Raw genomic sequence first — 24,859 nt, 5'->3', positions numbered from 1 at the left:
CGGCGGTGGTTCAGCCCGAGCGCCGCGGAACGATGGAAAAGCCCACGTCGAGCGCGGCCAGCTCGGGGGCGGGCGCGCCGGCGATGCGGCCGATCACGCGCAGCGCCGCCTCGCGGCCGATGCGCGCACCGTCCACGCGCACGGTGGTGAGCGCCGGCTCCGCGTCAGCGGCGAGCGGCTGGTCGCCGAAGCCGACCACGCCGATGCGGCCGGGCACGGCGATGCGCTGGTGCGCCGCCTCGGTCAGCACGCCCAGTGCCAGCATGTCGGAGCTGCAGAAGATGCCGTCCACACCCGCGGGGTGCCCCAGCAGTTGGCGCAGTGCCTGCCGACCGTGGCCCAGCGTCGTCGGCGCATCGACTTCGACCAGCACGGGCGCAGGCAGGCCGAGGTGCTCGGCCGTGGCCGTGAACGCCTGCGCACGGCGGGCGGCGCGCCCGTCCGCGCCGCTGACGACGGCCAGCCGGCGCCGCCCCTGGTCGGCCAGGAAGCGGCAGACCGCCGCGCCCACGTCCGCATGCGAGAAGCCGACCAGCATGTCGATGGGCGTGGGCGTCAGGTCCCAGGTCTCGACCACGGGCATGCCACAGCCGGCGAGCCGTTCGCGGGTCTGGCGGCTGTGGTCCACGCCCACCAGCACGATGCCGTCGGGCCGGCGGCCGATGACGGCCTGCAGCAGCGCGTCTTCGCCAGCCGCGCCGTAGCCGCTCTGGCCCAGCATCAGGTGGTAGCCGGCCGCGCCCAGCGTGGCCGTGAGCGCCTGCACCGTCTCGCTGAACACCGGGCTGCCCAGCGCGGGGACGATGGCGGCCACCAGCCGGCTGCGGCGCGAGCGCAGGCCGCAGGCCAGCAGGTTGGGCACGTAGTGCGTGGCCTCGACGGCGGCCTGCACGCGCTGGCGCGTGGCGGGTGGCACCCGCTGCGGCTGGTTCAGCGCGCGCGACACCGTCATGGCCGACACGCCGGCCAGCCGGGCCACATCCAGCACGGTGGTGGCGCGCTGGCGGTCGGGCGTGGGAAGGGGCTGGGTCATCGGGCGTGTTGGGAAAGGGTTGTCAACCGGTTAACTTTTCAAACTAAAAAATGCGATTGGGGGCAGCTGCGGGCGCAAATGCTGATTGGCGCACTTACCTCATGCAGATGGTTAACCGGTTAACTTCAACGGCAATGGTGATCGATAACATTTGCAGGGTCAAGCGGACCGGCCCCGGGGATTACCCGGGGGTCTGGCGCGTGGTGGACTCGCGCACCATGAGCCGGCAGGTCAGCACGTCTTCGTGGCGCGTCTGGGCGCCTGCGATGACCTCCGCCAGGCGTTGCATCGCCATCTCTCCGACGGCTTCGCTCATCATGTCCACGCTGGTCAGCGAGGGGCTGCCGAGCCGGCCGTAGGTGATGTTGTCGAAACCGGCCACGGCCACCTGCTCGGGCACGCGCACGCCCAGCGCCCGGGCCTCTGCGAGCAGGCCCAGGGCGAGAAGGTCGTTGAAGGTGACGATCGCGTCCGGCATGTCGCCCGACAGCAGCACCACCGAGGCCAGGCGCTCACCCTCCTCGGGGACCGGTGCGGCGGCCTCGTAATCCTGGAACCGGGCTTCTTCGCCCTCGAAGGCATCCTGCACGCCGCGCCAGCGTTCGGCGCTCCAGCGCGCGGTCGGGAAGCCGATGTAGCTGATCTTGCGCAAGCCGCGGTCCCGCAGGTGCCGGCCCAGCATGCGGCCGGCCAGGTAGTTGTCGCAGCACACGCTGTGGTAGGCCGGGTCGGGCGGCGGGCCGCCGTAGAACACCACGGGTGTGCCCGTGTCGAACAGCGCCTGCAGCACGGGCTGCGGCAGCCGCGCGCTGACGATCAGGCCATCGACGCGGCGCGCCAGCGCGCGCAGCACCGCCAGCTCGGGCGCCTTGCTTTCGGCGGCGTCCGCGACGATGAGGTTCAGCCCGGCCACGCCCGCACTGCGCGCGGCACCCTTGACCATGCTCGTGAAGTGCGGGTTGCGGATGTCCAGGATGACGATGCCGATGTTGCCGCTCTGGCCCGTGGTGATGCCACGCGCCATCGGGTTCAGCGACCAGCCCAGCTCCTGCACCGCCCGTGTGACACGCGCCTCCACATCGGCCGAGAAGCGCTGGCTGCCGTTGACGAACTTGGAGACGGTGGCGGTCGAGACGGCGGCGGCCTTGGCGACGTCGCGGATGGTGGCGGAGCGCTTGCGTGCAGGCGGCATGCGGGAAGGGTTCAGAGCCGGGCGATCAGCGCCTGCGCCGCCGCGGGCGCGCGCTCCTTGGCGCCGTTGATGAAGAACACGAAGACGTCGCGGGGCCCGCCGTCGGCGGGTGCCGGCTCCACCAGCGGCGCGCCGGCCGGCGTCGCGCCGCGCGCCCAGTCGCGTGCCACGTCGGCCCAGCGGTCGAGCGGCTCCGCCTCGTAGCCGGTCGTGCACGCGGCCTGGCTCTGCATGAGCCGCGCGTAGACGAAATCGCCCGTCACGTCGGCGAAGCTCGGGAACTTGTCGGAATCGGCGAACACGGTCGCGCAGCCGTAGCGCCGGGCCAGCGCGAGATAGGCGGGCACCATGAAGCTGGGGTGCCGCACGTCCAGCACATGGCGCAGCGCGAGGCCGTCCACCGCCTTGGGCAGCAGCGCGAGGAAGGCTTCGAAGTCCTGCGCGTCGAACTGCTTGGTCGGTGCGAACTGCCAGACGATGGGGCCGAGCTTGCGGCCGAGTTCGGAGAGCCCGCTCCCGACGAAGCGCGCGATGGATTCGCCGGCATCGGCCAGCACGCGGCGGTTGGTCGCGAAGCGGTTGGCCTTGAGCGAGAAGACGAAGTCCTCGGGTGTCTCGTCGCGCCAGCGCGCGAAGCTCTTGGGCGATTGCGTGCTGTAGTAGGTGCCGTTGACCTCGATGGCCGTGACGGCGCGGCTCGCGAAATGCAGCTCCTGGCTGTGCGGCAGCCCGGCCGGGAAAAAGTTGTTGCGCCAGGGCTCGAAGGTCCAGCCGCCGATGCCGACACGGATGCTCATGGGGGTCTCCTGCTGCGAAGGGCCGCAGCATAGCCGCCTACGCGGTGTGCGGATGCCGCGCGGCTTCGACCAGTTGCTGCGCGAGCACGCGGTGCCGCGCCAGCAGCGGGGCCGTGTCGCAGTCCACCAGGTGCCCGTCGCGCACGCGCACGCGGCCGTTGACGACCGACAGCGCGGCATGGGCCGGCTGGCAGAACACCAGTGCGGCCACCGGGTCGTGGCCGGCGCCGGCATGGCCCACGCCGCGCAGGTCGAAGGCCACGAGATCGGCCGACATGCCCGGCGCCAGCGCGCCGATGTCGTCGCGGCCCAGCACCTGGGCGCCGCCGCGCGTGGCGATCTCCAGCGCCTCGCGCGCGGTCATGGCCGCAGGGCCGAAGCCCACGCGCGCGAGCAGCAGCGCCTGGCGCGCCTCGCCCAGCATGTGGGCACCGTCGTTGCTGGCGCTGCCGTCCACGCCCAGGCCCACCGGCACGCCGGCGCGGCGCATCGCCCCCACGGGCGCGATGCCCGAGGCCAGCCGCATGTTGCTGCAGGGGCAGTGCGCCACGCCGGTGCCCGTGCGGCCGAAGAGCCGGATGCCGGCCTCGTCCAGCTTGACGCAGTGCGCATGCCAGACATCGCGGCCGACCCAGCCCAGGTCCTCGGCGTACTCGGCCGGCGTCATGCCGAACTTCTCGCGCGAGTAGGCGATGTCGTTGTCGTTCTCGGCCAGGTGCGTGTGCAGCGAGACGCCGGTGGCGCGCGCCAGCTCGGCCGAGGCCCGCATGAGGTCGCGCGAGACCGAGAACGGCGAGCAGGGCGCCAGCACGATGCGCAGCATGGCGTGGCGCGCCGGGTCGTGCCAGCGCTCGATCAGGCGCTGGCTGTCGGCCAGGATCGCGTCCTCGCGCTCGACCACCTCGTCCGGCGGCAAGCCGCCCGCGCTGCGGCCCACGCTCATGCTGCCGCGCGCGGCGTGGAAGCGCATGCCCATGGCGGCCGCGCCCTCTATCGCGTCCTCGAGCCGGCTGCCGTTGGGGTACAGGTACAGGTGGTCGCTGGTCGTGGTGCAGCCCGACAGCAGCAGCTCGGCCATCGCCGTTCTGGCCGACACGTGGACCATCTCGGGCGTGAGCCGCGCCCACAGCGGGTACAGGCTGCCCAGCCAGCCGAACAGCTCGGCGTCCTGCGCCTCGGGCACCGCCCGCGTGAGGCTCTGGTACATGTGGTGGTGGGTGTTGACCAGCCCCGGCATCAGCACATGGCCATGCAGGTCGACGGCCTCGGCGCGGCCCGCGGCCAGCGCCTCGGCATAGGGCGCGGGCAGCGCGTCGCTGGTGCCGACCCAGGCGATGGCCGGGCCCTGCACCACGACGGCGCCGTCGCGGATCTCGCGGCGCTGGTCGTCCATGGTCACCAGTACATCGGCATGGCGCAGGATCAACAGGGGAGTGGCAGGGTTCATGGTCATTCCGCAGAGTGGGCGGTGGCTGCCGCCTGCGCGAGCGAGCGCTCCAGCGTCAGCACACCGTGGTAGAACAGGTTCAGCAGCACAGCAACCACCGTGCCCAGCACGATACCGCTGTGCGTGATGGCGTGGGTCCAGGCCGGCAGGTGCTGGAAGAAGGTGGGCGACAGCGTGGGGATCAGCCCCATGCCGATGGAGATGGCGATCACGTACAGCGCATGCCGGTTGGCGCCGTAGTCCACGCTGCCCAGGATGCGCACGCCGGTGGCCGCGACCATGCCGAACATCACGATGCCGGCGCCGCCCAGCACGAAGGGCGGCACGCTGGCCACCAGGTGCGCCACCTTGGGCAGCAGCGCCAGCAAGACCAGCACCACGCCGCCTGCCGCCGCCACATAGCGCGAGCGCACGCCGGTCACGGTGACCAGGCCCACGTTCTGGCTGAAACTGGTGTACGGGAAGGTGTTGAACACGCCGCCGATCACCGTGCCCAGGCCGTCGGCACGCAGGCCGCGCGTGAGCAGATCGGGCGTCACGCGCCGGCCGGTGATGGCGCCCAGCGCCAGGAACATGCCGGTGGACTCCACCAGCGTGATCACCATCACGATGCACATGGCCAGGACGGCCGAGAGCTCCAGCCGCGGCAGGCCGAAATGGAAAGGCGTGGTCAGCGCCAGCCAGGGGGCATCGCCCAGGCCCTCGAAGCCCATGCGCCCGGTGGCCAGCGCGACGGCCGCGCCCGCGGCCACCCCTAGCAGCACCGCGAGGTTGGCGACCAGCCCGCGGCCGAAGCGGCTGATGCCGATGACCACCGCCAGCACCAGCGCGGCGATGGCCAGCTTGGCCGGGTCGCCGTAGTCGGGGTTGGCGATGGCATGGGCCACGCCGTCCACCATCTCGGTGCGGTGCGGTTGGCCGCCCGCGGCCCAGTGGATGGCGACGCCCATCAGCGAGACGCCGATCAGCGTGATCACCGTGCCGGTGACCAGCGGCGGGAACACGCCCAGCAGCCGCCCCATGAGCGGCGCGACCAGGATGCCGAACAACCCGGCGACGATGGTGGCGCCGTAGATGGCCGGCAGGCCCAGCGCGGGGTCGGTGCCGATGGCGATCATCGGGCCCACGGCCGCGAAGGTCACGCCCATCATCACCGGCATGCGGATGCCGAAGCGCCACAGGCCCAGGGCCTGGACCAGGGTGGCGATGCCGGCGGCCAGCAGGTCGGCATTGATCAGGAAGGCGATGTCGGCCTTGGACAGTCCGAGCGCGCCGCCGACGATGAGCGGCACGGCCACCGTGCCGGCGTACATCACGAGCACATGCTGCACGCCGAGCGCGGCACAGCGGGGCAGGGGGATCTTCTGGTCGACGGCATCGGCGGACATGGGGCACCTCATTCGGACACAGTGGCGGGGTGCGCGCAGTCTAGGAACGGCGGGCGCGCCGCGCGAGCGCAGATTTCTGCGCGCTGCGTGCAGAAAAACTGCACGGCCTGCCGTCAGGTCTGCAGCTGTTCCAGCCCTTCGACCAGGTACCGGGCCAGCAGGGCAGTGGTCGGGTTGGCGTCCGCACCGGCGCGGCAAACCAGGCGCAGCGTCTGTGGCCGCGGCAGCGCGTCGCGCAGCGGCACGAAGGACAGCGCGCCGCTGCGGCAGTCGTCCGCCACGTCCAGCCGGTTCAGCAGCGCGATGCCCACGCCGCGCTGCACCAGTTCACGCATCAAGGCGGTGGACGTGCTCTCCACCACGGGGGCCACACGCACCGCGCCCAGCGCGAAGGCGCCGTCCAGCAGCGCGCGCAGCGACAGCGCCGGTGCGGGCAGGATCAGGGGATGGCCCACGCAGTCCGACAGCGCCACCGTGGGCTGGCGCGCCAACGCATGGCCGGGCGGCAGCACCGCGCCGATCGGCCAGTCGCTGGTGGACAACACGCGCAGGCCCGCGCCGTCGGGCACGTCGTAGGCCAGGCCCAGGTCGGCGTCGCCGGCCTGCACGCAGCGCAGCACCTCGCTGACCGGGGCGTCGAGCAGCTGCAGCCGCAGGCCGGGATGTTCTGCGCGCACCCGCTGCACCAGTGCAGGCAGGAAGGCGCTGGCCAGGCCCGCGGTCGTGGCCAGCGTGACTTCGCCCTGCTGCAGCCCCCGCACGGCGGCGATGCGTTCGCGCACCTGATCGAAGGCGCGCAGCGTGGCGCGCGCGTGCTCGAGCACGATCTCGCCCACCGGCGTGAGCTTGAGCGTGCCGCGCACGCGCTCGAACAGCGGCGCGCCCAGCTCCTCTTCCAGGATCAGGATCTGCCGGTTCACGGCCGAGGGCACCACATGCAGCTGCTCCGCGGCCTTGCGGATGGAGCCGGCGCGCACGACGGCGGCGAAATAGCGGAGCACCTTGGCGTGCATAGGGGGCGGAGCATAGCGGGCAAGGGCTGTGGCAGACTGCACGCGCAAGCCCGGCGCCTTGGTGCGCGGCCACCCATCTCCAGGCCCCCACGAGGCCTTCCACCCATGCAATTGATCGACACCATCGTCGCCGAACACGAGGCCCTGCAAGCCGTGCGCCGCGACATCCATGCCCACCCCGAACTGGCTTTCGAAGAGACGCGCACGGCCGACCTCGTGGCCGAACTGCTGACGGGCTGGAACATTCCCGTCCACCGCGGCCTGGCCAAGACCGGCGTCGTCGGCACCGTGCGCTGCGGCAGCTCCAGCCGCACCATCGGCCTGCGCGCCGACATGGACGCGCTGCCCATGGCCGAGCACAACCGCTTTCCCCACGCCAGCCGCCACGCCGGCAGGATGCACGCCTGCGGCCACGACGGCCACACCACCATGCTGCTGGGCGCGGCCCAGCAGCTCGCACGGCTGCGCGACGCGGGCGGATTCGACGGCAGCGTGCACCTGATCTTCCAGCCGGCCGAAGAGCACGGCGGTGGCGCACGCGAGATGCTGCGCGAAGGGCTGTTCGACCAGTTTCCGTGCGAGGCCGTGTTCGGCATGCACAACATGCCGGGCATCCCGGTCGGGCAGTTCGCCATCTCGGCGGGGCCGGTGCTGGCGTCGAACAACGAGTTCAAGGTGACCATCCGCGGCAAAGGCGGCCATGCCGCCATGCCGCACCTGGCGATCGACCCGATCCCTGTGGCCGGCGCGATGATGCAGGCCTTCCAGACCATCATCAGCCGCAACAAGAAGCCGCTGGAGACGGCGGTGATCTCGGTCACCATGGTCCACGCCGGCGAGGTCGCCAACGTGATCCCCGACCAGTGCGTGATGCAGGGCTCGGTGCGCGCCTACACGGCCGAGACGCTGGACCTCATCGAGCGCCGCATGCGCGAGGTGGCCGAGCACCAGGCCGCTGTGTTCGGCGCCAGCGCGGTGTTTGAGTTCAAGCGCAACTACCCCTCCACCGTGAACCACGCGGCCGAGAGCGCCTTCGCGCGCAGCGTGGCCGAGGGCGTGTTCGGTGCGCAGAACGTGGTCACCCAGGCGCCCATCATGGCGGCGGAGGACTTCTCGTTCATGCTCGAGCAGGTGCCGGGCTGCTACGCCTTCATCGGCAATGGCGACGGCGAGCACCGCCTGCCCGGCCATGGCGAAGGCCCCTGCCTGGTGCACAACCCGAGCTACGACTTCAACGACGCGCTGCTGCCCATGGGCGCGAGCTTCTTCGTGCGGCTGGTGGAGCGCTGGTTCGCCACGCCGCGCGGCTGAAGCACGAAAAGGCGGTCCTATGATGGCCGCTCCGCACAACGACAGAGGAGACGACATGCACAAGAACCTGCGGCGCCTGGCGGCCTGCGCGATGGCAACGCTTCTGGCGCTGGCCCCGCTGGCCCAGGCCGCATTCCCCGAGAAACCCATCCGCCTGGTCATCGGCTTCCCGGCCGGCGGCCCGCTCGACCAGCATGCGCGCCTGCTGGCAGACAAGCTGCAGGCCGTGCTGGGCCAGCCCATCGTGGTCGACTACAAGTCCGGGGCCGGGGGCACCGTGGGCGCGCAGGACGTCATGAAGGCCCAGCCCGACGGCTACACGCTGATGCTGGCCAACACCGGCGTGATGGTGATCAACCCGGCGCTGTACAGCCGCCTGCCCTACGCCACCCTCAAGGACTTCACGCCGATCGCGCGCACGGCCATGCAACCGCTGGCGCTGCTGGTCACACCGCAGCTGCCCGTGAAGACGCTCAAGGAGTTCGCCGACTACGCGAAGGCCAAGCCCGGCCAGATCAACTATGGATCGGCCGGCAACGGCGGCATCAGCCACCTGGTGCCCGAGATGTTCAAGAACGCCGCCGGGCTGTTCATGGTCCACATCCCCTACCGCGGCAGCGCGCCGGCCTTCACCGACTTGATGGCCGGCCAGGTGCAGTTCATGGCCGAATCCATTCCCCAGGCTGCGGCCTATGCCAAGCAGGGCAAGGTGCGCGCGCTGGCCGTGACCAGCCGCGAGCGCAACCCGGCGCTGCCCGACGTGCCCACCGTCATCGAGTCCGGCTTCAAGGGCTTCGAGGTGGTGGGCTTCTACGGCTTCCTGGCGCCGGCCGGGCTGCCGGCCGATGTCACCGCCAAGCTCAGCGACGCCTTCGGCCAGGTGCTGAGCAACCCCGAGGTGCGCAGCCGCATGGTGGCGCAGGGCGCCGACCCGGCCTTCCTGGGCAGCGCGGATTTCGCCAAGTTCCTGGCGGCCGAGATGCCGCGCTGGGCGGCTGCGGTCAAGGCCTCGGGCGCCAAGCTGGATTGATAATCGCGGGCTTCTTTCAGCCCTGCCCGCGACCACCATGACCACCTTCGGCACCCCCCTGTCTCCCCACGCCACGCGCGTCATGCTGCTGGGTTCCGGCGAACTCGGCAAGGAGGTGCTGATCGCACTGCAGCGCCTGGGCGTGGAGACCATCGCGGTGGACCGCTACGACAACGCGCCCGGCCACCAGGTCGCGCACCGCGCCCACACCATCGCCATGAGCGACCCGGCCGCGCTCAAGGCGCTGATCGAACGGGAAAAGCCCGACTGGGTGGTGCCCGAGATCGAGGCCATCGCCACGCCGGCGCTGGCCGAGCTCGAAGCCGCCGGCGCCGTGCGCGTGGTGCCCACGGCCCGCGCCGCGCGGCTGACCATGGACCGCGAAAGCATCCGCCGCCTGGCGGCCGAGACGCTGGGCCTGGCCACCAGCCCCTACAAGTTCTGCGACTCCTTTGAGGAACTGCAAGCCGCCATCGATGGTGGTATCGGTTATCCCTGCGTCGTCAAGCCCGTCATGAGCAGCTCGGGCAAGGGCCAGAGCAAGATCGACGGCCCGGCCGATGTGCGCAAGGCCTGGGATGTCGCCATGGCCGGCGGCCGCGTGAGCCACGGCCGCGTGATCGTCGAGGGCTTCATCGACTTCGACTACGAGATCACGCTGCTGACGGTGCGCGCCCGCGCCGCCGATGGCAGCGTGCAGACGCATTTCTGCGACGCCATCGGTCACGTGCAGGTGAGCGGCGACTACGTGGAGAGCTGGCAGCCGCACCCCATGCACCCGGCCGCGCTGGAGAAGGCCCGCGCCATCGCCAAGGCCGTCACCGACGACCTGGGCCGCGGCCTGGACGGCCAGCCCGCGGGCCTGGGTTTGTTCGGCGTGGAGCTGTTCGTCAAGGGCGAGCAGGTCTGGTTCAGCGAAGTGAGCCCGCGCCCGCACGACACCGGCATGGTGACCATGGCCACGCAGTGGCAGAACGAGTTCGAGCTGCACGCCCGCGCCATCCTGGGCCTGCCGGTGGACACCAGCCTCAAGACGCCGGGCGCCAGCGCCGTCGTCTATGGCGGCGTGGACGCCCAGGGCATCGTGTTCGACGGCGTGGACGAGGCCCTGCGCGTGCCCGGCACCGAGATCCGGCTGTTCGGCAAGCCCGAGAGCTTCGTGAAGCGCCGCATGGGCGTGCTGCTCGCGCGCGACGCCGATGTGGAGCAGGCCCGTGTGAACGCCAAGCGCGCTGCCGCGCTGGTGCGTCCGCGCACGGCCTGACGGCGTCGCGGGGCGCCGCGGCGCCCTGCATTTCTCGGCTTTCGAAAGCCCTTTGCCGCCGCAGCTAGCATGCCGCGGCTATGCAGACGCAATGGAACGCTTTGGTGGCCTGGGCCGATTCTTCGGCACTGGGCCTGTTGGTGGCGGCCGCGCTCGCCGTGGTGCTGGCCTGGATCGTCCACCGCGCCGGCGTGCTGGTGCTCACGCGCGTCACGCGCGGCATGCCGGTGGCCTCCACCGTCGTGCGCTTCGTGCGGCCGGCGGCGCGCTGGTGGTTGATGTTCCTGGCTTTGCAGGTGGTGTGGCAGGGGGCGCCCGACGACATCCCCATGATCGGCACCATCCGCCAGGTCAACAGCCTGCTGCTGCTGGCCTGCCTGACCTGGGTCGGCCTGCGCGCCGTGGCTGGCGTGGGCCAGGGCGTGGTCGACCAGCATCCGCTGAACGTGGTGGACAACCTGCATGCGCGGCGCATCCACACCCAGGCCAAGGTGCTGTCGCGCACCGTCATGGTGGTGGTCGGCCTGGCCGGCGTGGCGCTGATGCTGATGACCATTCCCGGCGCGCGCCAGTTCGGCACCAGCCTGCTGGCCTCGGCCGGCGTGGTGGGCCTGGTGGTCGGCATGGCGGCGCAGCCGGTGTTCGGCAACCTGATCGCCGGCCTGCAGCTGGCGCTGGCCCAGCCGATCCGGCTGGACGACGTGCTGATCGTCGAGGGCGAATGGGGCCGCGTGGAGGCCATCACCGGCACCTACGTGGTGCTGGCCATCTGGGACCAGCGCCGGCTCATCATCCCGCTGCGCTGGTTCATCGAGAACCCGTTCCAGAACTGGACGCGCACCAGCTCGGACATCATCGGCACGGTCTTCCTGTGGGTGGACTACCGGCTGCCTTTGGAGCCGCTGCGGGCCGAGGCGCAGCGCCTGTGCGAGGCCTCGCCGCATTGGGACAAACGGCTGTGCCTGCTGCAGGTCACCGACACCACCGAGCGCACCATGCAGCTGCGGCTGCTGTGCACGGCGTCCGATTCGGGCAAGGCCTGGGACCTGCGCTGCTTCCTGCGTGAAGGCCTGATCACCTTCATCGCCCGCGAGTATCCAGAGCACCTGCCCCTCACGCGCGCCGAGGTGCGCGGCGGCGAGCCGCCGCTGGGGGCGGCTCGGTCGCTGTCGGAACACCCCGCGGCCCCCGGGCCTTCGCAGCCGATGCCTGCGGTGCAGCCGCAGCCGCCTTCGCCGAACCCGCTGTGAGCGGCGGCGGCGGCGTCGCCGCGGCGGCACCTGCACGCAGGCTGTCCAGCAGCAGCCGCGCCGCCGGTGCCAGCGCCGCGGCATCCCGTACCGCCAGCACGAAGCGCCGCTCTGCCCAGTCGTCGGCCAGCGGCACCACGGACAGGCCCAGCGGTTGCTCGAACAGGCGCGCCTCCTCCCGCGGCACGATGGCCAGCGCCAGCTGCGCCGCCACGATGCGGCAGGCGGCGTCCACCGTGGCGACCTGCAGCCGCGTGCGCAGCGGCTTGCCGGCGATGGCCGCCTGGCGCTGCTGCGTGGTCTTCATGATGCTGCGGCCCAGGATGTCCACGTGCTCGTGGTCCAGCGTGTCGGCGAAGCGCAGGCTCTTGCGGCCGGCCAGCGGGTGGCCGGCGGGCAGCACCACGGCCAGGCGGTCGCGGCGGTAGTCGAAGCACTGCAGCCGGCCCAGGTCCACCGCGTCCCAGCACACGCCGATGTCGGCCCGGCCTTCTTCCACGCCGCGCACCACGTCCCAGATCTCGCGCTCCTCCATGCTCACGCGCACCTGGGCGTAGTCGCGTGCGAAGCGGCCCACGTCCGCCGGAAGGAACTGCGCCAGGGCCGACATGCTCGCGAACACCCGCACCTGGCCCTGCACGCCCTCGGCATAGGCGGTGAGTTCGGCCTGCATGCGTTCAAGCAGCTGCAGCGCCTCGCGCGCGTAGCGCCACAGCGTCTCGCCGGCCGGCGTGATGGCCACGCCGCGGCGCCCGCGGGTCAGCAGCGGCGTGCCGGCCTGCGCCTCCATCTGCGCGATGCGCTTGCTCACGGCGGAGGGCACGATGGCCTCGCGCTGCGCGGCCAGCGCGATGTTGCGTTCCTCGCAGACGGCGACGAACAGGCGCAGGGATGTCGGATCGAAAGGATGCATGCCATCTCCGAATGGAATCCTTGGCGCGAAACAATACCACTTCAGAGATTCCAGGAGCTTCCCTAGCATCGGCGTACCTCAACAGGAGAACCACCATGCGCATCGTCAACATCCTCGAACGCACCGCCCCGATCGCCTCGCCGATCGCCAACGCCTTCATCGACTTTTCCAAGATGACGCTGAGCCTCGTGGCCGTCGTCACCGACGTGGTCCGCGACGGCAAACCCGTGGTCGGCTACGGCTTCAACTCCAACGGCCGCTACGGGCAGGGCGGGCTGATCCGCGAGCGCTTTGCGCCGCGCATCCTGGAAGCCGCGCCCGACAGCCTGCGCGACGACACGCGCGACAACATCGACGCGCACAAGGTCTGGGCCACGATGTTCAAGAACGAGAAGCCGGGCGGCCACGGCGAGCGCTCGGTCGCCATGGGCACCATCGACATGGCGGTCTGGGACGCCGTGGCCAAGATCGAGAACAAGCCGCTGTTCCGGCTGCTGGCCGAGCGCAACGGCACCGAGGCCGATCCGCGCGTGTTCGTCTACGCGGCCGGCGGCTACTACTACCCGGGCAAGGGCCTGGAGGGCCTGAAGGCCGAGATGCAGGGCTACCTCGACCGCGGCTACACGGTGGTCAAGATGAAGATCGGCGGCGCACCCCTGGCCGACGACTGCGCGCGCATCGAGGCCGTGCTCAAGATGCTGCCGCCCGGTTGCCAGCTGGCCGTGGACGCTAACGGCCGCTTCGACCTGGAGACCGCCATCGCCTACGCGAAGGCGCTGCGCCAGTACCCGCTGTTCTGGTACGAGGAAGCCGGCGACCCGCTCGACTACGAACTGCAGGCGCGCCTGGCCGAGCACTACGACGGCCCCATGGCCACGGGCGAGAACCTGTTCTCGATGCAGGATGCGCGCAACCTGATCCGCTACGGCGGCATGCGCTCCGACCGCGACTGGCTGCAGTTCGACTGCGCGCTGAGCTACGGCCTGGTGGAGTACCTGCGCACGCTGGAGATGCTCAAGGCCTACGGCTGGTCGTGGAGCCGCTGCATCCCGCACGGCGGGCACCAGATGTCGCTGAACATCGCGGCCGGCCTGGGCCTGGGCGGCAACGAGTCCTACCCCGACCTGTTCCAGCCCTATGGCGGCTTTCCGGACGGCGTGCGCGTGGAGGCGGGCCACATTACGATGCCGGAGCTGCCGGGCATCGGCTTCGAGGGCAAGTCCGACCTGTACGCGGAGATGAAGTCCCTGGCAGCCTGAGCCCACAACACCGGAGACACCCCATGCGCATTCCTCTTCTCGCCGCAGCGTTCGCGTTGCCCATCGGTTTGACGGGCCTGGCGGGCGCGGCATCCGCCGCGGATTTCCCGGCGCCGCAGAAGAAGGAATGGGTGGTGAGCGACTTCCGCTTCCACACCGGCGAGGTGCTTCCGCAGCTGCGCCTGGCCTACACCACGGTGGGCGATCCCAAGGGCGAGCCCGTGGTGGTGCTGCACGGCACGGCCGGTTCGGGCGAGCGCATGCTGACGCCGGGCTTCGCCGGCGAGCTGTTCGGCCCCGGCCAGCCGCTGGATGCGCGCAAGTACTACATCATCCTGCCCGACGCGATCGGGGCCGGCGCCTCCAGCAAGCCCTCCGACGGCCTGCGCATGGCCTTCCCCAAGTACAACTACGACGACATGGTGCGCGCCCAGTACCGGCTGGTGCGCGAGCACCTGGGGCTGGCGCATGTGCGCATGGTGCTGGGCAACTCCATGGGCGGCATGCAGGTGTGGATGTGGGCGCAGAAGTACCCCGGCTACATGGACATCGCGGTGCCCATGGCCTCCGTGCCCGCTGCCATGTCGGGGCGCAACTGGATGATGCGGCGGCTGTTGGTCGAATCGATCAAGCGCGATCCGGCCTGGGCCAACGGCAACTACACCGCGCAGCCGCCGGGCCTGGGTTTCGCGCTGGCCTACTTCGGCCTGGCAACGAGCGGCGGCACGCAGAAGCTGCAGAACGATGCGCCCACGCGCCTGCAGGCCGATGCGCTGGTGGACCGGCAGCTGGCCGCGCCCGCCGTCGGCGACGCCAACGACCACCTGTACCAGTGGGACGCATCGCGCGACTACGACGCCTCAGGGCAGCTCGAGCGCATCGAGGCGACGGTGCTGGCCATCAACTCGGCCGACGACGAGCGCAACCTGCCGGAGCTGGGCCTGCTGGAGCAGGGCATGCGCCGCGTGAAGAACGGCCGCATCCTGCTGATCCCGGCCAGCACGCAGACCAGCGGACACGGCACGACCGGGCAGGCCCGGTGGTGGAAGGACGGCCTGGCCGAGGTGCTGCGCAGCGTGCCGCCGGCAGCGCCCTGAAGGCCTGGCGCGCTACAGCCAGTTGCCGTTCTGCGGCATCTGGATCTGCTGGGCCGGATCGCTGCCGCCGACGAAGGAGCCGATCACCAGGCTCAGCACCGAGACGAAGAGGCTGGCGAACACGGCCGTCCAGAAGCCCGAGATGCGGAAGCCCTTGACCAGCGCGGCCACCAGCAGGATCACCAGCGCGTTGATGACCAAGAGGAACAGCCCGAAGGTCAGCAGCGTGAGCGGCAGCGTCAGCACGATCAGCAGCGGCTTGACGATGGCGTTGGCAAAGCCCAGCAGCAGCGCCGACACGACGAGCGCCCCGGTGCTGTCGAACTTCACGCCGCGGAAGATGTGGCTGGCGACCCACAGGGACAGGGCCGTGATGGCCCAGTGGATCAGGAAGGGAGAGAGCTGTTCGAACATCGGCGGATGCTACCAGCGGCCCCGGCGGCCGCTGGTTCAGACCACCGTGTGGCCGGAACCGCTGTCGCCCATCAGCAAGCGGCCGCGGCCGCCGTGCTTGGCCTCGTACAGCGCAGCATCGGAGCGCGCCAGCAGGCCGGCCAGCGTGGCGTCGCCATCGGTCATGGCGGCCACCCCGGCGCTGTAGGACAGCCCGAAGCCCAGCTCTTCTTCGCTGCGCTGCTGCAGCCGCGCGCGCAGGCGCTGGTCGAAACCGCTGGCCGTGTCGCGCTGGCTGGAGGGCAGCACCACGCAGAACTCCTCGCCGCCGAGCCGGCCCGCGAGGTCGCCGGTGCGCCGCGTCTCGCGCAGCATCTGCGCGAACAGGCGCAGGGCGTCGTCGCCGCGGTCGTGGCCGTAGCTGTCGTTGATCTGCTTGAAGTGGTCCAGGTCCAGCATCAGCACGGCCAGCGGCTGGCGGTAGCGCTGGGCGTTGGCGAACAGCGCCTCGGCGCGTTCCATGAAGCCGCGGCGGTTGGGCAGGCCGGTCAGGCTGTCGGTGTTGGCCATGGCGCGCAGCCGGTCGTCCGCCTCGTCACGCCAGGCCACCAGCAGAGCCACCGTGCCCAGCACCACGGCCATGTTGACCGCCACCGCGGCGGCGATGTTGACCGGGTTGGGCGACAGGAAGGTCGGGTAGGCCGCTGTGAAGAACGCGCCCAGCACGCCGCGCGCTGCGGTCAGCACCGCCATGATGGCGAAGCAGCCCAGCAGCAGCAGCCGCCAGTGGCGGCCGGCATGGCGGCGCGCCACCAGCGTCGCCCGTGCCAGCAGCACCAGCATGGCCGCCAGCAGGAAGTTGGACCAGCCCACGCGCAGCGGGTAGTGGGCGAACGAGAACGCATAGCCCAGCGGCATGGCGATGGCCAGCACCCGCAGCGCCAATGCGCCGGGGCGCGGCCCCAGCCAGCCGCTCAGTGCGCGGTGCAGCATCACCAGGCTGGCGGACAGGCCGGCCATGGACAGCACCGACAGCACGTAGGAGGACACCAGGTACTCGGAGGCCACGAGTGCCGCCCAGCCGCCCGTGAGCAGCAACAGCGCGCGCTGCGCCGCGCGAGCGGCCGGCGTCAGGCTGCGGCCCATGATGGGCGGCAAGGTCAGCGAGATGGTGACGAGGTTGACCATCGCCACCGTCATCAGGGACAGCGCGTCGAGCTGCACAGCCGCTTACTGGAACGCCACTTCCGCGAAGCTGCGCAGCTTGCGGCTGTGCAGCTGGTCGATGCCCTGGGCGCGCAGCAGCTCGGCCGCGCGGATGCCGATGCGCAGGTGCTGGTCCACGCGCTCGCGGTAGAAGTGGTTGGCCATGCCGGGCAGCTTGATCTCGCCGTGCAGCGGCTTGTCGGACACGCACAGCAAGGTGCCGTAAGGCACGCGGAAACGGAAGCCGTTGGCCGCGATGGTGGCGCTCTCCATGTCCAGCGCCACGGCGCGGCTCTGGCTGAAGCGCAGCTGGGCCTTGTTGTCGGGCAGCAGCTCCCAGTTGCGGTTGTCGGTGCTGGCCACGGTGCCGGTGCGCAGCACGCCCTTGAGCTCGGGGCCCTCCAGCTTGGTCACGTCGCGCACGGCCTTCTCCAGCGCGAGCTGGATTTCGGCCAGCGCGGGGATCGGCACCCACAGCGGCAGCTCTTCGTCCAGCACATGGTCTTCGCGCACGTAGCCGTGGGCCAGCACGTAGTCGCCCAGCTGCTGCGTGTTGCGCAGGCCGGCGCAGTGGCCCAGCATGATCCAGGCGTGCGGGCGCAGCACGGCGATGTGGTCGGTGATGTTCTTGGCGTTGGCCGGGCCGACGCCGATGTTCACCATGGTGATGCCGGTGTGGTCGGGCCGGATCAGGTGGTAGGCCGGCATCTGCGGCAACCGCGGCGGCGGGGCGCCGAAGGCGTCGATGTCCTGCGGCGGCAGGTCCTTGCGGCGCGTGACCACGTTGCCGGGCTCGATGAAGGCGATGTATTCGCTGTTCTCGTCGGCCATGGCCTCGTGGCCCATGCGCACGAACTCGTCGATGTAGAACTGGTAGTTGGTGAACAGCACGAAGTTCTGGAACCACTCCGGCGCCGTGCCGGTGTAGTGGCGCAGCCGGTGCAGCGAGTAGTCCACGCGCGGCGCCGTGAACAGCGACAGCGGCTGCGGCTCGCCCGGGCGCGGCTGATAGGTGCCGTTGGCGATGCCGTCGTCCATGGCGGCCAGATCGGGCAGGTCGAACACGTCGCGCATGAGGCCGCGGCGCTCGGCGCTCATGCTGCCTTCCACGTGGTCGTTCTCGGCGAACGAGAAGTGCACGGGGATGGGCTGGTTGCTGATGCCCACCTCCAGCGGCACCTGGTGGTTCTGCAGCAGCAGGCGGAACTGCTCCAGGTAGTAGTTGCCGTACAGGTCGGGCCGCGTCAGCGTGGTCTCGAAACGGCCGGCGCCGGCCACGAAGCCGTAGGCCAGGCGGTCGAGCTCGTCCTCGACCTTGGCGCGCGACAGCGTCTCGGTGTGCACGCGCACGAAGGGGTAGCAGGCCCGCACGTGGCCCGGCAGCGTATCGCCCGCCACGAAGCGGGCCATGGCCTCGCGCAAGTGCTCGATCTGCTGCGCGTAGATGTTCTGCACCTGCGCCAGCGCGGCGGCAGGGTCGGTGTAGAGCGTCGGGGCGATGAAGGGCGGCAGATAGGGCATGCATCCATTGTGCAGTGCCCCGGCGACACCTTATTCGGGGGCGGGCTCCCGCAGGGTGACGAACTCCTCGGCGACTGTCGGATGGATGCCGATGGTGCCGTCGAACACCGCCTTGGTGGCGCCCGCCCGCAGCGCCACGGCGAAGCCCTGCACGATCTCGCCGGCGTCCGCGCCCACCATGTGCAGGCCGACCACGCGGTCGCTGGCCGCATCGACCACGAGCTTCATGAGCGTGCGCTCGCTGCGGCCCGACAGCGTGTGCCTGAGCGGCTTGAACTCGGTGCGGAACACGGTGACGCGGCCGAACCTGGCGCGCGCGGCTTCCTCGGTGTAGCCCACGGTGCCGACGGGCGGATGCGTGAACACGGCCGTCGGGATGTTCTCGTAGGACACCGTGCGCGCCGCCCTGCCGGGGGCGGGGCCGAACAGATGGTCGACCAGCGCCATGGCCTCCGCCGTGGCCACGGGGGTCAGCTGCATCTCGGTGGAGACATCGCCCAGCGCGAAGATGGAGGGCACGCTGCTGCGGTAGTGCGCGTCCACCACCACGGCGCCCTGCGCGTCCAGGCGCACGCCGGCCGCTTCCAGGCCGATGTTGGCGGTGTTGGGGCGCCGGCCGGTGGCCAGCAGCACGGTGTCGGCGTCCAGCAGGTCGCCGCCGGCCAGCGTGAGGTGCAGGCCCCTGGGCGTGCGGGCAATGCGCTCGACCTGGGCGTTCAGGCGCAGGTCGATGCCGGTCTTGCCCATCTCGGACGCCAGGAAGCGGCTGATGTCCTGGTCGAACGAGGACAGGATGCGGCCGCCGCGTTGCAGCTGCGTGACCTCGGCGCCGAGCCCGCGGAAGATGGATGCGAACTCGCACGCGATGTAGCCGCCGCCCACCACCACCAGCCGCCGGGGGAACGGATCGAGGTCGAACATCTGGTCGGAGCTGACGGCCAGTTCGCTCCCGGCGATGTCGGGCAGAAAGGGCGTGCCGCCGGTGGCCACCAGGATGTGGCGCCCGCTCAGGCGGCGCGGGCCGACCTGCAGCGTGTGCGCGTCCGCGAGCAGGCCCCAGCCCTGCACGACATCGACGCCCGCGCCCTTGAGCAGGTCGCGGTAGATGCCGTTGAGCCGGCCGATCTCCTTGGCGCGGTTGGCCTTGAGCGTGGACCAGTCGAAGCGCGGCTCGGGCACGCTCCAGCCGAAGCCGGCCGCCTCCTCGAAGGCCTCGGCGTAGCCGGCGGCGTAGCTGTAGAGCTTCTTGGGGATGCAACCCACGTTCACGCAGGTGCCGCCCAGTGCTGCGGCCTCCACCAGCGCCACGCGGGCGCCGCGCTGCGCCGCCATGCGCGCCGCGCGCACGCCGCCGCTGCCGCCGCCCAGCACCAGCAGGTCGTAGTCGAAGCTGTCCATCGTCTTGTTCCTTGTTGTGGCGGCGCGATGATCGCCGGATCGGCAAGCCCGCAGGCCGCGATGGGCTACTCAGCCAAAGCGCTGCAGGCGGCCGGTGTGCGACCAGACCCAGGCCGATTGCGCGGGGTCGCCCGGGAAGTCGGGCCGGCGCCAGAGCCAGACGGCGGCGAAATGCGCGGCGCTGGCGTAGTGCGTCAGCCAGAGTTCGGCGCTGGCCAGCACCTGCGGCCAGGGCGTGGCCAGGTGGTCGGACCAGGCCAGCAGTTCCAGGCGGCTGGCCTCGACGCCGTCGTACAGGCCGGCCTCGGCCTTCTTGAACTTGCGCGAGAAGGCGTCGACCGCGCTGGCCATGGGCGGCAGCCGGGCCGGCGGTGCATCGGCTGGCGGCAGCCTGGGGGCCTGGCGCGCCAGCATCTGGCTGTCCTGCTCGGTCAGGCGCACGAGCTCGATGGCGAGCGGCTGGTCGCTCTCGCTCGACTTGGCCAGGATGTCGGGCTCCCGCGCGTTCGGGTTGCCGCTGGCGACCGAGGCCAGGTCGATGTCGGCCCGCCAGCGCTGCGCGAACTCCAGGAAGATCGCGCGTTCCAGCGCGGCCTTGTGCAGGTCGCGCACGCTCTCAGGCGACCTTGCCGGTCCAGCTGTCGCGCAGTTCGCGCTTCAAGATCTTGCCGATCGCACTGCGCGGCAGCTCCTCGGTCAGAACGAGTTCGGACAGGCGCTGCGTCTTGCCCACGCGCGCGTTGACCCAATCCTTGAGTTCGGCCGCGGCCACCGATGCGCCCGGCCGCAGCACCACGAAGGCCACCGGCGTCTCGCCCCAGGCCTCGGACGGCACGCCGACCACGGCGCTTTCCAGCACGGCCGGGTGCTGGCGCAGCTCGCCTTCCATGTCGCTGGGGTAGATGTTGAAGCCGCCCGAGATGATCATGTCCTTCTTGCGGTCGAACAGCACGAGGAAGCCGTCGGCGTCGAAGCGGCCGATGTCGCCGGTGCGGATGAAGCGCTTGCCGGCCGGGTCGAACCACTCGGCCTCGCGCGTCTTCTCGGGTTGGCGGTGGTAGCCGTTCATCATGCCGCCCGAGTGGCCGACCACCTCGCCGGCCTCGCCTTCGGGCACCTCCTTGCCGGCCTCGTCGATGAGCCGGATGTCGCTGGTCGGCGTCGGCTTGCCCACGGTGTGCAGCTTGTCCGGATGCTCGTGGGCGTCCAGGATGCAGCTGCCGCCGCCTTCGGTCATGCCGTAGAACTCCACCAGGCCGCCGGGCCAGCGCTTGAGCACGTCGGCCTTGAGCACGGGAGAGAAGGGCGCACTGGTGCAGAACTTGAAGCGGAAGCTGGACAGGTCGTGCGCGTCGAAGTCGGGCAGGGCCAACAGGCGCTGGTACTGCACCGGCACCAGCATGGTGTGGCTCACGCGGTGGCGCACCGCCAGCTTCAGGTACTCGGCCGCGTTGAACTTGGCCATCAGCACCAGCGTGCCACCGAAGGCCAGCGTCGGGAAGAACAGCACCAGCGTGGTGTTGGAGTACAGCGGGGTGGAGAGCAGGGTGACCGTCTGCGGGCTGTAGTCGTACTGCAGGCCACGCTGGATGTGGGCCCAGCGCATGCCATGCGATTGCACGATGCCTTTGGGCGCGCCCGTGGTGCCCGAGGAGTAGATGATGTTGAACGCCGCGGCCGGCTCCACCGGTGCGGGCTCCGGGGCGCTGCCCTCGGGCGCGAGCCAGTCCGCCAGCGGCTGGCCGACGGCGGCATTGCCGTCCAGCGCGATGCGCGGTGGGTTCAGCGCGCCCGCGGCGATCTCGCTGGTGGCGTCGAGGAACACCAGCCGGGCCTCGGCGTTGTCCACCATCTGGGCCAGGCCCTGCGGCGTGGTGCTCGGTGCCAGCGGGGCCACCACGACGCCGGCGCGCAAGGCACCCAGGAACACCGTGGCGTAGGCGATGGACGAGGGCGCGCAGATGGCGATGGCCTCGCCCGGCCGGATGCCGGCGCGCTGCAGTGCCACGGCCACCTGGTCCATGCGCCGGTGCAGCGTGGCGTAGTCCACGCGCTCCTCGCCATGCACGACGGCGGGGTGCTGGGGTTGGCGCTGGGCGTGCAGGGCGATCAGGTCGGCGATGCGGGCGAAAGGCTGGTCGATGGTGTCTTGCATGGTGTGAGGGCGAAGATCAGACGCGGCGCGCAGCTCGGCCAGTGGCACGCGCGGCTACCATCGCCGGCATTCCATGACGACCGACTCTGCTGTCTCCGCGCCCGACCCGGCGCTGCGCGCGCCGATTCTGCGGCCAACGGCGCGTTTCATGCTGTCGCATCCGGCGCACTGGATCGCGCTGGGCTTCGGTTCCGGCCTCTCGCCCAAGGCGCCCGGCACGGCCGGCACGCTGTGGGCCTGGCTGGCGTACTGGGTGATGCAGAGCCGGCTCGATGCGGTGCAGATCGGCTGGGTCATCGCGCTGTCGCTGCCGCTGGGCTGGTGGGCCTGCACCACCTGCGCACGCAACCTGCGCGTGGCCGACCCCGGCGCCATCGTGTGGGACGAGGTGGTCGCCTTCTGGCTGGTGCTGTGGCTGGTGATGCCCACGGGCTTCTGGGGCCAGCTGGCTGCGTTCGCGCTGTTCCGCTTCTTCGATGCCGCCAAGCCCGGCCCGGTGGCCTGGGCCGACCGCCAGTTCAAGGGCTTCGGTGCGCGCGGCGGCTTCGGCATCCTGTTCGACGACCTGGTGGCGGCGTTCTGCACGCTGCTGGTGCTGGCTTTGTGGAGGTGGCTATGGTGAACGAATCCGTGGATGCGCTGGTGTTGCGCCTGGCCGATGTGCTGCGCGCGCGCGGCCTCATGCTGGCCACGGCCGAGAGCTGCACGGGCGGCCTGATCGCCGGCGCCTGCACCGACCTGGCGGGCTCCAGTGACTGGTTCGAGCGCGGCTTCGTGAGCTATTCCAACGCGGCCAAGACCGAGCTGCTGGGCGTGGATGCCGCGCTGATCACCGCCCAAGGTGCCGTCAGCGAGCCCGTGGTGCGCGCCATGGCCGAAGGCGCGGTGCGCCATGCGCACGCCCAGTTGGCCGTGGCGGTCACGGGCGTGGCGGGGCCGGGTGGTGGCAGTGCCGACAAGCCGGTGGGCACGGTCTGGTTCGGCTGGGCCTTGCCGGGCGGCACGCGTGCCGAGGTGCAGCACTTCGCAGGCGACCGCGCCGCAGTGCGTGCGGCCACCGTGCGCCATGCCCTGGCGCGCCTGCTGGATCTGTTGGGCTGAGCCCGTCCACGCGCAGGCTTGCATTCTGTTACTTGCAATTAAGTTGCACGCAATTGAATTGCGAAATAGAATTCGGGCCATGGCATCGAACACCGCTCTCGGCGAACAGGCACTGCAGCTGGACCACCAGCTGTGCTTCGCGCTGTACTCCGCCTCGCTGGCGATGACCAAGCTCTACAAGCCGCTGCTGGAGCCGCTGGGCCTGACCTATCCGCAGTACCTGGCCATGCTGGTGCTCTGGGAGCAGGACGGCCCCATGGTCTCCGCCCTGGGCGAGCGCCTGCGGCTGGACTCCGGCACGCTGACGCCGCTGCTCAAGCGGCTGGAGGCGGCCGGCCTGGTGCAGCGCGAGCGCGCCGCCGAGGACGAGCGCCGCGTGCATGTGCGCCTCACGCAGGCCGGCCGCAAGCTCAAGGCCCGCGCGCTGGCCATTCCCGCCTGCGTGCTGCAGGCCAGCCAGTGCACGCTGGCCGAAATCTCCGAACTGACACAGCAGGTGCGTACGCTGCGCGACCGCATCGCCTGAGCCCCGTTTTCACCCCAACCGCTTCGAACGAAGCACTTACCCCAGGAGTCACCATGACCACCACGCTCGACAAGGTTCTGTACACCGCCCAGTCCCACACCACGGGCGGCCGCGACGGCGGCGCCGGCAAGTCTTCCGACGGCAAGCTCGATGTCGAGCTGAGCTCGCCCGGCACCTCGGGCACGGGCACCAACCCCGAGCAGCTGTTCGCGATCGGTTACTCGGCCTGCTTCATCGGCGCCATGAAGGCCGTGGGCGGCATGAAGAAGATCACCGTGCCGGCCGATGTGGCGGTGGACGCCGAAGTCGACCTGGGCCCGACGGCCAAGGGCTACGGCATCGCCGTGCGCCTGAAGGTCTCGCTGCCGGGCATGGAGCGCGAAGCCGCCCAGGCCCTGGTGGACGCCGCCCATGGCGTGTGCCCGTACTCCAACGCCACGCGCGGCAACATCCCGGTCGAGATCACGCTGGTCTGACCGCGGCGGGGCATCGCGCGACAATCGCGCGATGCCTTCCGACGCGATGTTTGCCGACGCCCAGCGTCACCCCTACGACAGCCTCACGCCCGACCGGGTGCTCGATGCGCTGGACACCATCGGCCTGGTCGGCGACGGCCGGATGATGGCCTTGAGCTCCTACGAGAACCGCGTCTACCAGGTGCAGCTGCAAAGCGCACCCGACGGCGTTTCCGAGACGGTGGTCGCCAAGTTCTACCGCCCCGGCCGCTGGAGCGAGGCGCAGATCCTCGAAGAGCATGCCTTCGCCGCCGAACTGGAGCAGGCCGAGGTGCCCGCCGTCGGCCCGCTGGCCATCGCCGGGGCCACGCTGCACCGCTTTGAGGATTTCTGGTTCGCCGTAAGCCCACGCCGCGGCGGCCGCACGCCCGAGCTCGACGACTTCGAGGTGCTGGAATGGATCGGCCGCTTCCTGGCCCGCATCCACAGCGTGGGCGCAGCGCGCCCCTTCACCGAGCGGCCCACGCTGGACCTGCAGAGCTTCGGCACGGCGTCCAAGGATTGGCTGCTGGCCCACCAGATGGTGCCGCTGGACGTGCAGGCCGACTGGGAGCGCGTGTGCACCGAGGCGCTGCAGCGCGTCCAGGCCAGCGGCTTGCCGCAGGTCGGCCAGGCTGGCGGCATCGCCAGCCTGCGCCTGCACGGCGACTGCCACCCCGGCAACATCCTCTGGACACCGACCGACCGCCCCGGCGGCGGCCCGCATTTCGTCGACCTGGACGACGCCCGCATGGGCCCGGCGGTGCAAGACCTGTGGATGCTGCTGTCGGGCGACCGCAAGCAGCGCACGCTGCAGCTGTCGGGCCTCCTGGACGGCTACGAGCAGTTCCGCGATTTCGACAGGCGTGAACTCGCATTGATCGAGCCGCTGCGCACGCTGCGCCTGATCCACTACAGCGCCTGGCTGGCGCGGCGTTGGAGCGACCCGAGCTTTCCGGCGAACTTCCCGTGGTTCGGCAGCAGCGACTACTGGCAGGGCCAGGTGGTGCTGTTGCAGGACCAGATCGAGGCGATGGACGAGGCGCCGCTGATCGTCTGAGGAGCTGAGAG

At 70.8% G+C, this 24,859-nt stretch carries 23 protein-coding genes and 1 pseudogene; 11 read left to right on the top strand and 13 right to left on the bottom strand.

The features are described from left to right. Positions 1–10: 10 nt before the first annotated feature. The 6 genes from DES41_RS32420 to DES41_RS32395 all read right to left on the bottom strand — a co-directional run bounded on the left by DES41_RS32420 (position 11) and on the right by DES41_RS32395 (position 6,870). Positions 11–1,033 (bottom strand): LacI family DNA-binding transcriptional regulator, encoded by a 1,023-nt coding sequence (locus tag DES41_RS32420; protein WP_114471758.1) that lies wholly within the window; start codon positions 1,031–1,033, stop codon positions 11–13. Between the two features lie 181 nt (positions 1,034–1,214). Next, positions 1,215–2,225, bottom strand: a complete 1,011-nt coding sequence (locus DES41_RS32415; protein ID WP_114471757.1) for a LacI family DNA-binding transcriptional regulator — start codon at positions 2,223–2,225, stop codon at positions 1,215–1,217. 11 nt (positions 2,226–2,236) lie between these two features. After that, positions 2,237–3,022: a DUF72 domain-containing protein gene (locus tag DES41_RS32410; RefSeq protein WP_114471756.1), complete on the bottom strand. Its 786-nt coding sequence runs from the start codon at positions 3,020–3,022 to the stop codon at positions 2,237–2,239. Between the two features lie 37 nt (positions 3,023–3,059). Continuing rightward, on the bottom strand, positions 3,060–4,475 hold the full coding sequence (locus tag DES41_RS32405) for an 8-oxoguanine deaminase (protein WP_114471755.1): 1,416 nt from the start codon (positions 4,473–4,475) through the stop codon (positions 3,060–3,062). Next, positions 4,472–5,857, bottom strand: a complete 1,386-nt coding sequence (locus tag DES41_RS32400; RefSeq protein WP_245965969.1) for a nucleobase:cation symporter-2 family protein — start codon at positions 5,855–5,857, stop codon at positions 4,472–4,474. Before DES41_RS32400 ends, DES41_RS32405 begins: the two co-directional genes overlap by 4 nt. Positions 5,858–5,970: 113 nt before the next feature. Beyond that, positions 5,971–6,870 (bottom strand): LysR family transcriptional regulator, encoded by a 900-nt coding sequence (locus DES41_RS32395; protein WP_114471753.1) that lies wholly within the window; start codon positions 6,868–6,870, stop codon positions 5,971–5,973. A 105-nt stretch (positions 6,871–6,975) separates the two neighbouring features. On the opposite strand from DES41_RS32395, the gene DES41_RS32390 reads away from it, so the two are divergent. From DES41_RS32390 to DES41_RS32375, 4 genes are all read left to right on the top strand, one after another. Further along, entirely contained in the window at positions 6,976–8,181 is a 1,206-nt protein-coding gene (locus DES41_RS32390; protein WP_114471752.1) for a M20 aminoacylase family protein, read from the top strand. A 55-nt stretch (positions 8,182–8,236) separates the two neighbouring features. Continuing rightward, positions 8,237–9,211, top strand: coding sequence for a Bug family tripartite tricarboxylate transporter substrate binding protein (locus tag DES41_RS32385; RefSeq protein WP_114471751.1), 975 nt, complete (start codon positions 8,237–8,239; stop codon positions 9,209–9,211). A 37-nt stretch (positions 9,212–9,248) separates the two neighbouring features. Next, positions 9,249–10,475 carry a formate-dependent phosphoribosylglycinamide formyltransferase gene (gene purT, locus DES41_RS32380; protein WP_114471750.1) on the top strand — a complete coding sequence of 409 codons (1,227 nt, stop codon included), beginning with the start codon at positions 9,249–9,251 and terminating at the stop codon, positions 10,473–10,475. Positions 10,476–10,555: 80 nt separating this feature from the next. Beyond that, entirely contained in the window at positions 10,556–11,725 is a 1,170-nt protein-coding gene (locus tag DES41_RS32375) for a mechanosensitive ion channel family protein (RefSeq protein ID WP_114471749.1), read from the top strand. Positions 11,726–11,765: 40 nt separating this feature from the next. Here DES41_RS32375 and DES41_RS32370 read toward each other — a convergent pair. Continuing rightward, positions 11,766–12,638 (bottom strand): annotated as a pseudogene (locus tag DES41_RS32370) (LysR family transcriptional regulator); the annotation flags it as partial. 95 nt (positions 12,639–12,733) lie between these two features. Between DES41_RS32370 and DES41_RS32365 the strand changes: the two are divergent. Together DES41_RS32365 and DES41_RS32360 are read left to right on the top strand one after the other, a co-directional pair. Beyond that, positions 12,734–13,897: a mandelate racemase/muconate lactonizing enzyme family protein gene (locus DES41_RS32365; protein ID WP_114471748.1), complete on the top strand. Its 1,164-nt coding sequence runs from the start codon at positions 12,734–12,736 to the stop codon at positions 13,895–13,897. 23 nt (positions 13,898–13,920) lie between these two features. Continuing rightward, the gene (locus DES41_RS32360) at positions 13,921–14,994 is read left to right on the top strand and encodes an alpha/beta fold hydrolase (RefSeq protein WP_114471747.1); all 1,074 of its coding nucleotides are present in this window, start codon (positions 13,921–13,923) and stop codon (positions 14,992–14,994) included. A 12-nt stretch (positions 14,995–15,006) separates the two neighbouring features. On the opposite strand, the gene DES41_RS32355 is transcribed toward DES41_RS32360, so the two are convergent. The 6 genes from DES41_RS32355 to DES41_RS32330 form a co-directional block, all read right to left on the bottom strand. Continuing rightward, positions 15,007–15,408, bottom strand: a complete 402-nt coding sequence (locus tag DES41_RS32355) for a phage holin family protein (RefSeq protein WP_114471746.1) — start codon at positions 15,406–15,408, stop codon at positions 15,007–15,009. Between the two features lie 36 nt (positions 15,409–15,444). Then, positions 15,445–16,611, bottom strand: coding sequence for a GGDEF domain-containing protein (locus DES41_RS32350; RefSeq protein ID WP_114471745.1), 1,167 nt, complete (start codon positions 16,609–16,611; stop codon positions 15,445–15,447). Between the two features lie 6 nt (positions 16,612–16,617). Next, the gene (locus DES41_RS32345; protein ID WP_114471744.1) at positions 16,618–18,114 is read right to left on the bottom strand and encodes an AMP nucleosidase; all 1,497 of its coding nucleotides are present in this window, start codon (positions 18,112–18,114) and stop codon (positions 16,618–16,620) included. Positions 18,115–18,144: 30 nt separating this feature from the next. Further along, entirely contained in the window at positions 18,145–19,512 is a 1,368-nt protein-coding gene (gene gorA / locus DES41_RS32340) for a glutathione-disulfide reductase (protein WP_114471743.1), read from the bottom strand. A 69-nt stretch (positions 19,513–19,581) separates the two neighbouring features. After that, positions 19,582–20,124, bottom strand: a complete 543-nt coding sequence (locus DES41_RS32335; RefSeq protein ID WP_114471742.1) for a hypothetical protein — start codon at positions 20,122–20,124, stop codon at positions 19,582–19,584. A gap of 4 nt (positions 20,125–20,128) precedes the next feature. Then, positions 20,129–21,667 (bottom strand): class I adenylate-forming enzyme family protein, encoded by a 1,539-nt coding sequence (locus DES41_RS32330; protein ID WP_114471741.1) that lies wholly within the window; start codon positions 21,665–21,667, stop codon positions 20,129–20,131. A 73-nt stretch (positions 21,668–21,740) separates the two neighbouring features. Between DES41_RS32330 and DES41_RS32325 the strand changes: the two genes are divergently transcribed. The 5 genes from DES41_RS32325 (at position 21,741) to DES41_RS32305 (ending at position 24,848) form a co-directional block, all read left to right on the top strand. Next, complete coding sequence (locus DES41_RS32325) at positions 21,741–22,289, top strand: phosphatidylglycerophosphatase A family protein (protein WP_114471740.1); 549 nt, start codon at positions 21,741–21,743, stop codon at positions 22,287–22,289. After that, positions 22,283–22,768, top strand: a complete 486-nt coding sequence (locus DES41_RS32320; RefSeq protein WP_114471739.1) for a CinA family protein — start codon at positions 22,283–22,285, stop codon at positions 22,766–22,768. Before DES41_RS32325 ends, DES41_RS32320 begins: the two co-directional genes overlap by 7 nt. Positions 22,769–22,847: 79 nt before the next feature. After that, positions 22,848–23,294 carry a MarR family winged helix-turn-helix transcriptional regulator gene (locus DES41_RS32315; RefSeq protein ID WP_114471738.1) on the top strand — a complete coding sequence of 149 codons (447 nt, stop codon included), beginning with the start codon at positions 22,848–22,850 and terminating at the stop codon, positions 23,292–23,294. A gap of 53 nt (positions 23,295–23,347) precedes the next feature. Continuing rightward, positions 23,348–23,770: an organic hydroperoxide resistance protein gene (locus DES41_RS32310; RefSeq protein ID WP_114471737.1), complete on the top strand. Its 423-nt coding sequence runs from the start codon at positions 23,348–23,350 to the stop codon at positions 23,768–23,770. Between the two features lie 31 nt (positions 23,771–23,801). Next, positions 23,802–24,848, top strand: a complete 1,047-nt coding sequence (locus DES41_RS32305) for a serine/threonine protein kinase (protein WP_245965967.1) — start codon at positions 23,802–23,804, stop codon at positions 24,846–24,848. Positions 24,849–24,859: the final 11 nt, after the last annotated feature.

The organism is Pseudorhodoferax soli, assembly GCF_003337555.1.
GTDB lineage: Bacteria > Pseudomonadota > Gammaproteobacteria > Burkholderiales > Burkholderiaceae_C > Pseudorhodoferax > Pseudorhodoferax soli.
Note: the sequence above shows the minus strand (reverse complement) of the source record. Positions and strands in the feature narration are given on the sequence as shown.

Excerpts from the sequence above, each read along its gene's own strand:
- DES41_RS32405 (WP_114471755.1), bottom strand. The coding sequence starts at position 4,475 with ATGACCATGAACCCTGCCACTCCCCTGTTGATCCTGCGCCATGCCGAT.
- DES41_RS32305 (WP_245965967.1), top strand. The coding sequence starts at position 23,802 with ATGCCTTCCGACGCGATGTTTGCCGACGCCCAGCGTCACCCCTACGAC.
- DES41_RS32310 (WP_114471737.1), top strand. The coding sequence starts at position 23,348 with ATGACCACCACGCTCGACAAGGTTCTGTACACCGCCCAGTCCCACACC.
- DES41_RS32390 (WP_114471752.1), top strand. The coding sequence starts at position 6,976 with ATGCAATTGATCGACACCATCGTCGCCGAACACGAGGCCCTGCAAGCC.
- DES41_RS32375 (WP_114471749.1), top strand. The coding sequence starts at position 10,556 with ATGCAGACGCAATGGAACGCTTTGGTGGCCTGGGCCGATTCTTCGGCA.
- DES41_RS32345 (WP_114471744.1), bottom strand. The coding sequence starts at position 18,114 with ATGCCCTATCTGCCGCCCTTCATCGCCCCGACGCTCTACACCGACCCT.
- DES41_RS32325 (WP_114471740.1), top strand. The coding sequence starts at position 21,741 with ATGACGACCGACTCTGCTGTCTCCGCGCCCGACCCGGCGCTGCGCGCG.
- gorA (WP_114471743.1), bottom strand. The coding sequence starts at position 19,512 with ATGGACAGCTTCGACTACGACCTGCTGGTGCTGGGCGGCGGCAGCGGC.
- DES41_RS32400 (WP_245965969.1), bottom strand. The coding sequence starts at position 5,857 with ATGTCCGCCGATGCCGTCGACCAGAAGATCCCCCTGCCCCGCTGTGCC.
- DES41_RS32415 (WP_114471757.1), bottom strand. The coding sequence starts at position 2,225 with ATGCCGCCTGCACGCAAGCGCTCCGCCACCATCCGCGACGTCGCCAAG.
- DES41_RS32360 (WP_114471747.1), top strand. The coding sequence starts at position 13,921 with ATGCGCATTCCTCTTCTCGCCGCAGCGTTCGCGTTGCCCATCGGTTTG.
- DES41_RS32395 (WP_114471753.1), bottom strand. The coding sequence starts at position 6,870 with ATGCACGCCAAGGTGCTCCGCTATTTCGCCGCCGTCGTGCGCGCCGGC.
- purT (WP_114471750.1), top strand. The coding sequence starts at position 9,249 with ATGACCACCTTCGGCACCCCCCTGTCTCCCCACGCCACGCGCGTCATG.
- DES41_RS32420 (WP_114471758.1), bottom strand. The coding sequence starts at position 1,033 with ATGACCCAGCCCCTTCCCACGCCCGACCGCCAGCGCGCCACCACCGTG.
- DES41_RS32385 (WP_114471751.1), top strand. The coding sequence starts at position 8,237 with ATGCACAAGAACCTGCGGCGCCTGGCGGCCTGCGCGATGGCAACGCTT.
- DES41_RS32320 (WP_114471739.1), top strand. The coding sequence starts at position 22,283 with ATGGTGAACGAATCCGTGGATGCGCTGGTGTTGCGCCTGGCCGATGTG.
- DES41_RS32365 (WP_114471748.1), top strand. The coding sequence starts at position 12,734 with ATGCGCATCGTCAACATCCTCGAACGCACCGCCCCGATCGCCTCGCCG.
- DES41_RS32330 (WP_114471741.1), bottom strand. The coding sequence starts at position 21,667 with ATGCAAGACACCATCGACCAGCCTTTCGCCCGCATCGCCGACCTGATC.
- DES41_RS32355 (WP_114471746.1), bottom strand. The coding sequence starts at position 15,408 with ATGTTCGAACAGCTCTCTCCCTTCCTGATCCACTGGGCCATCACGGCC.
- DES41_RS32410 (WP_114471756.1), bottom strand. The coding sequence starts at position 3,022 with ATGAGCATCCGTGTCGGCATCGGCGGCTGGACCTTCGAGCCCTGGCGC.
- DES41_RS32315 (WP_114471738.1), top strand. The coding sequence starts at position 22,848 with ATGGCATCGAACACCGCTCTCGGCGAACAGGCACTGCAGCTGGACCAC.